The organism is Microcoleus sp. Pol14D4, from assembly GCF_036701245.1.
Lineage (GTDB): Bacteria > Cyanobacteriota > Cyanobacteriia > Cyanobacteriales > Microcoleaceae > Microcoleus.
The window spans coordinates 1-5,573 of the sequence record NZ_JAUBQM010000151.1; the positions used below are offsets into that span (position 1 = coordinate 1).

6 protein-coding genes are annotated in these 5,573 nt (G+C 41.4%); 2 read left to right on the top strand and 4 right to left on the bottom strand.

The genetic code is table 11. The features are described from left to right. Positions 1 to 979: 979 nt before the first annotated feature. Both QUA33_RS27325 and QUA33_RS27330 read right to left on the bottom strand, forming a co-directional pair. Positions 980 to 1,423, bottom strand: coding sequence for a hypothetical protein (locus tag QUA33_RS27325; protein WP_333152805.1), 444 nt, complete (start codon positions 1,421 to 1,423; stop codon positions 980 to 982). A gap of 66 nt (positions 1,424 to 1,489) precedes the next feature. Beyond that, the gene (locus QUA33_RS27330; RefSeq protein ID WP_006635751.1) at positions 1,490 to 1,894 is read right to left on the bottom strand and encodes an NIL domain-containing protein; all 405 of its coding nucleotides are present in this window, start codon (positions 1,892 to 1,894) and stop codon (positions 1,490 to 1,492) included. Between the two features lie 178 nt (positions 1,895 to 2,072). Between QUA33_RS27330 and QUA33_RS27335 the strand changes: the two genes are divergently transcribed. After that, positions 2,073 to 2,675 carry a thioredoxin family protein gene (locus QUA33_RS27335; RefSeq protein WP_333152807.1) on the top strand — a complete coding sequence of 201 codons (603 nt, stop codon included), beginning with the start codon at positions 2,073 to 2,075 and terminating at the stop codon, positions 2,673 to 2,675. A gap of 286 nt (positions 2,676 to 2,961) precedes the next feature. On the opposite strand, the gene QUA33_RS27340 is transcribed toward QUA33_RS27335, so the two are convergent. Together QUA33_RS27340 and QUA33_RS27345 are read right to left on the bottom strand one after the other, a co-directional pair. After that, positions 2,962 to 3,540, bottom strand: coding sequence for a GTPase (locus QUA33_RS27340; RefSeq protein ID WP_333152809.1), 579 nt, complete (start codon positions 3,538 to 3,540; stop codon positions 2,962 to 2,964). Between the two features lie 3 nt (positions 3,541 to 3,543). Continuing rightward, entirely contained in the window at positions 3,544 to 4,506 is a 963-nt protein-coding gene (locus QUA33_RS27345) for a GTPase (protein ID WP_333152811.1), read from the bottom strand. A gap of 250 nt (positions 4,507 to 4,756) precedes the next feature. Here QUA33_RS27345 and QUA33_RS27350 point away from each other — a divergent pair, with 250 nt between their 5' ends. Continuing rightward, on the top strand, positions 4,757 to 5,527 hold the full coding sequence (locus tag QUA33_RS27350) for a hypothetical protein (RefSeq protein WP_333152813.1): 771 nt from the start codon (positions 4,757 to 4,759) through the stop codon (positions 5,525 to 5,527). Positions 5,528 to 5,573 lie beyond the last annotated feature (46 nt).

Below are 5,573 nucleotides of genomic sequence, written 5' to 3' on the forward strand. Positions count from 1 at the left end.
TCAAAATCCTGGAAATCATTTTCGACTCCCCTCCCGTATTTTTGCTCGTATCATACCCTAATTCAGCAACGCCGAATTTTGGTATTAGTTCCCAAAAATAATGCAACCCTACACAAGCTCCAAACAACCAGATTCATCAGTCATTCCCAAAATCTAAAATCTAAAATCTAAAATCTAAAATGGTATGACTTCGGTAAAAATACTGATTTTTGTCTCAGTGTGTCCGTTTAACCACCCAATATTTTGAAATCCACCGGGTTTGAGTGGATGTGAATCGTAACTTTTATATGTATGAGGATGTGGCGATGCCGAGATTTTATACAACAACTAATGGCAGACTCATCTGATGCGTTAAAGTCGGCTATTGAGTTCTCCCTAAAAATAAAAGGGCCCCACCGCTGAAGGGCTGTAGGGCGCAAGGACAGTTAAACGCTAACTTGATTGTCGGGAAATTTAGCATCAATGCTATCCTCCTATGTGACGATTTTACGATCGTCCATTCACTCATCAACTCTCCCGTATCAAAAAATGTAACCCAGCACCGATCTAATTCAACCTGTCTTATTCTAAGAACAATACCTCATGCATTCTGACTAGCAGCTCCCGAAAGCTGCTTTTTTATTGCGATCGAGTTTTTGGCTGCGGGACTTGCGGGATCCTAGCAATAACATTTTGAGCAACAGTCGCTACAATTCAATACAGCCCTAGGGGTTTTGATTTCGACTCCGGGTTCGTCGGTAATTGGTAATTGGTAATTAGTAATTAGGAATTAGTAACGCTAAACGGAGAATCGATCATTGACAACGTATACCTCACTAGGCTTAAAAACTGCTATGATTGCAGCGCGGAACGGGTAATTAATCCGAGTGGGAAATTCAAAAAAGTAAGCTGTATTTTTATTGATGGGCTATCTGATAGTTTTCGGCTAAATATCCGTTGCAAGTTATAGAACTTTGTTGGGTGAATTTCCCGTTCTTCATTAAGAGAATACGAGCTTGCCTGTTTTTAACCAAAACTCCAGGACTCCGCCCAACGCTACACCAGTTAAACAAATGCTAGCTAATACCGCAAAAGCCCGCCAATTTTTCCAACCAGATATTTGAATATCGAGTCTTGCCAAAGCTCCGGCTGAAATCAAGACTAAGCAAGTAGCAAAAAGGTGCATCCAGGCAAAAACTACCACGGCCACGAAAGCTCCTACAATAATAGAAAGAAAAGCACCAATATCACTGGAAAACCACCGCATTATTAAGGCTTTTATCCCTTTCAGCGGGAACGACAAGGCAACAGCTAACACTAAAATTGAAGCTATGGCTAAAAACCAAGTTAGGTGCGGGGGAACATCAAACTCAGACAATTTCCAGCCAAAAGTGAAATAAGTAACAAAAAGTAGAGTTAGGGAAACCCAAGAGTTTTTTTTCATCCTATGGCACAATTAGGGGAACCACGACGCAAAAAAGATGATAATCCCGATGAGTTTGTACAGGGCCTAAAGGTTAGTAGAAATAGCTTGCACCGGACAAGTAGGGATGCACTGCTCACAAACGATACACCGCGATCGAGCAAAACTTAGTTTAAAGCTTTCGGGGTCAAGGGTCAAGGCTTCGGTCGGGCAAACCCCAGTACACAAACCGCAGTGAACGCAGATATCTTCGTCTATGAGTATTTCCCGGCTAGCTAGGGAAACGCCGATGTTTTGCGATCGCATCCAGTCGATCGCCGCTTCTAGTTGGTCAATGTCCCCTGATAACTCTAGCACCAGTTTGCCCACTTGATTGGGAGCCACCTGAGCACGGATAATGTTGGCTGCAACATTAAAATCCTTTGCCAGTCGATAGGTGACAGGCATTTGGATCGATCGTTGGGGAAACGTCAGTGTTACCCGTTTTTTCACCCTGCAAGTCCTCGGTAATTTACAAACAATCTTTGTTATCTTCTGTTTTAGCGCACTTAATCTAATTACTGCCTTTAGCACAAATTTTTATGAGATGGGTCTGATTATCTCAAAATGTGCTATAATCTGAATCTATTATTTAAAATAAAAACATAGAAATCAAACCGCAATTTATTTTATGACCCAGAATTCCCCCAAGTCAACAGTCGTCCCCGCAGCCAAAAATCCCGAAACAAAAGTCGCCACGCGCCTCAGAAACTTATTGATCGTGTTAACAGCGATCGCCCTTTCAATATCCATCTTCTTCGGGCTGCAAACCCAAACGCCATCAAGCAGTCTCACCGATATGGCAAAAGCTTCAACGCCATTAGAAACAGCTTTGGTAAATGGCAAACCGACACTCATGGAATTTTATGCTAATTGGTGCGGTAGCTGTCAGGCAATGGCTAAAGATCTGAGCGAAATCAAACAGAAATACGCCGAACCGATGAATTTTGTAATGCTGAATGTAGACAATGACAAATGGCTGCCAGAAATCACAAAATATCGAGTAGATGGCATTCCGCACTTTGTCTACTTGAACGATAAAGGTAGCGCCGTTGCTGAAACGATGGGCGAAATGCCGCGCAGTATTATGGAAGCTAACTTAGAAGCTTTAATTGCAGGAAAACCTCTGCCCCACGTCCAAGCAGGCGGTCAAGTTTCTAATTTTACTCCCCCCACAGGGCCTGTGAAAACAAGTAGCTCCGACCCCCGCGCCCACGGCTCTCAAGTACAGTAAAAGAAGTCATTAGTCCTTAGTCAGTAGTCAGTAGGAATAAGAGGCGTTGCTGATTTACGGTATGAAAGGCTAAATATGCCCGTCATAGAAACCAGTATTGACAAAGCTTGGGGATTTTCAACTTATTTTGTCAGACCCTGATTAAGCAACGCCAAAATGAGAGCGAGCGCACCTCAGTTAAGGAAGGGCGATCGCTTTTGAGGTAAGGTTATGATCAACTAAATTGCAGGTTTCTTGTCTAATTAGTTAATGAGTAGAATTAACCGCGAAAGGAACCGATTACAGATCAATCTGTTAATATTGAGAGAAGAGGTAATCCATCCGATGTCCAATTATCTACAATATTATCCACCAACCATTCTTGCTCAAATCCTTGAAATATTTGGTCAATATCCTGTTCTCTTGTGATAATTTGGAGAAAGTCAAAAATTTGTTGACTCCTTTTTTCTGCAAATATCTCTTGTTGATCGTTAGGTACAGATGCAGCAAACGTTAAAACCAGGATAGACCGATTCCAAATAGATGCACCAAGTCGATTAGTCAAAAGGCGTAGAGTTCGCTTTTCGTCTGGACGAAAACGAGTTTCGTTAAGCCTACTCACATAGATGGTTGCATAAATCTGAGCTAAATTAACTTTAGCCCGTACTAAAGATAGGTAGGCTTCATCACAGGCTTCGTCATCCTCCGCTAATCCAGGTGTATCGATAAGAGACACATCGCCTAGAGGAGTTTTGTAAGCATAATGCTCAACAATTTTTGTACAAGCTTCATACTCTGAAGTCTCAGCAATGTAACTACCAAACGCGGCATTGATAAAACTTGATTTGCCAACACCTGTCCGTCCCACTAGCAGAAATTTACGCATAGTTTACCAACGGAACAACCCACCTAAAAATCCTATTGCTGCACCAATTGCACCCCCGATACCAGCACCGACAGGCCCTGCTATAGAGCCAATTGTAGCCCCAACAGTTCCTCCCATCGCTGCAAGCCCTAGCACCTCAGAAGTCTTATTTGCGACTACTGCAGCCTGCCTCTCATTAAGCTCAATAGGTGTATATGTTGGGGCTGGCTCATAAATTTTTTCTATTATAACTTCTCTTTCCTTATCAGGTCGTTTGACTCGCTCTACAGTTGCCATGAAAAATGGTGCTGCACCTTTAGCAGAAATTCTTGCATATATCTGCGTATAAAGTTCACCTAACCATTTTTGTCCATCGGGAGTTCTCTCACTTTTGTTATCAACTGCAACTGACGGAACGTTATTTGCTATTCCAATGCCAGTGTATTTAGCGATCTCTTTCCGAATAAGTTCCGTCCTTTTCTCCAATGCAATCGGATAGTCTGAGGCATTCTTTGCACCTGCAAAAGTAAAGATAATAACAGCTTGTTCCCAAATTTTTGAATTGAAAGCCTCAGAAATCAGTTTGATTCCTCGTTTTTCGTCATTAGTAACTCTTGTTTCATCTAAACGGCTGACAAACCACATAGAGTCAACATGGCTGACATCGGAACGCATCCGTTCTAAATATTGATAATCATTTCCAACTTCCTCAAGATCATCGCACAAGCCAGGAGTATCAATTATAGTGAAATTAATCCCATTGAGTTCATTCTCATACTTTTTAATATCCATTGTACAAGGTTCATAGTCACCGACTACAGCAATTGTTTGACCCATCAAACTATTTACAGTGCTTGACTTTCCAACTCCTGTACGACCAACCAATAGAAAAGTGAATTTTTTTCCCTGCGTTACTTGCAGTTTTTCCTTCAGAGTTTCTAACCAATTTATTGCTTGCTTTTCATCATGGCTATTGAATACAGACATAGCTTGATTCTCCTAGTTGACAAACGAAATAAACAACCTGGTATTCAATTCGCGCCATTAAATTACAGCCTTTAATTCCGTAAATATATCATATACATCATTTTTTATTTTAGTCTATGCTCAACTGTCATCAAATGTAATTAATGTTACATAATATCTCTATCGAAGAAAGTCACATTTTGTAAGAGATATCAGAAAATGTCATAAAAAGTCTGATAAAATAAGCAAAACCACTACACCTACCCGACCAATGGACGTTCAAGAAGTCTTGAGATTTGCCGACGAAATGGTTTTCGCCAAAACAGGAGAACACTTCGACGATCTGCAAAAATCTATCCTGCTGGGTGTATGGGAAGGTCAAAAATACTCTCATATCGCAGAAACATCATATTGTAGCGAAGGTCATATCAGAAATATCGCCTCAAAATTATGGAAACTTTTATCAAATGTATTAGATGAAGAAGTAACTCAATCGAATTTACGCTCAACACTTGAGAGACAACAATTATTTATCGTTTCACAAAATTTTGGTAATGATTTTGTAATTGGTAATCTCAATGTTTGTGCAGATAACCAATCTCCAGAAATTCCAAAAACCCGATCGCCCTCAACACCCACCTCAGACACCTCCCAACCCCAAACCCGACTAGACTTAGCAGACGCACCTCATATTTCATTATTGTGCGATCGCACATCCGAACTCGCCACCATGGAGAAATGGATCGTCCAAGAAAAGTGCACCCTCGCAGCCATATCAGGACTCAGCGGCATCGGCAAAACCGCACTTTCCCTCCATCTCATCCCAAAAATTCAGCATAACTTTGAATACGTCATCTGGCGAAGTCTCCGCCACTGCCCACCCTTAGAAACTACCCTAAAAAATCTCCTAGAATTTCTCTTAAATAAACCCGAAATCGAACTCCCTACCAGCATTCCCAATCGACTTTCCCTGTTAATGGAATATCTGCGAAAAAACCGCTGTCTCATTATCCTAGAGCGTCGGTTCAGTATTAGGTATTGACAAGAAAAAGGCTGTATGCAGTTACCCGGTCAATGAGTTCGACTCT

Coding starts and splice junctions, on each gene's coding strand:
- QUA33_RS27325 (WP_333152805.1), bottom strand. CDS start 1,423: ATGAAAAAAAACTCTTGGGTTTCCCTAACTCTACTTTTTGTTACTTAT.
- QUA33_RS27345 (WP_333152811.1), bottom strand. CDS start 4,506: ATGTCTGTATTCAATAGCCATGATGAAAAGCAAGCAATAAATTGGTTA.
- QUA33_RS27340 (WP_333152809.1), bottom strand. CDS start 3,540: ATGCGTAAATTTCTGCTAGTGGGACGGACAGGTGTTGGCAAATCAAGT.
- QUA33_RS27350 (WP_333152813.1), top strand. CDS start 4,757: ATGGACGTTCAAGAAGTCTTGAGATTTGCCGACGAAATGGTTTTCGCC.
- QUA33_RS27335 (WP_333152807.1), top strand. CDS start 2,073: ATGACCCAGAATTCCCCCAAGTCAACAGTCGTCCCCGCAGCCAAAAAT.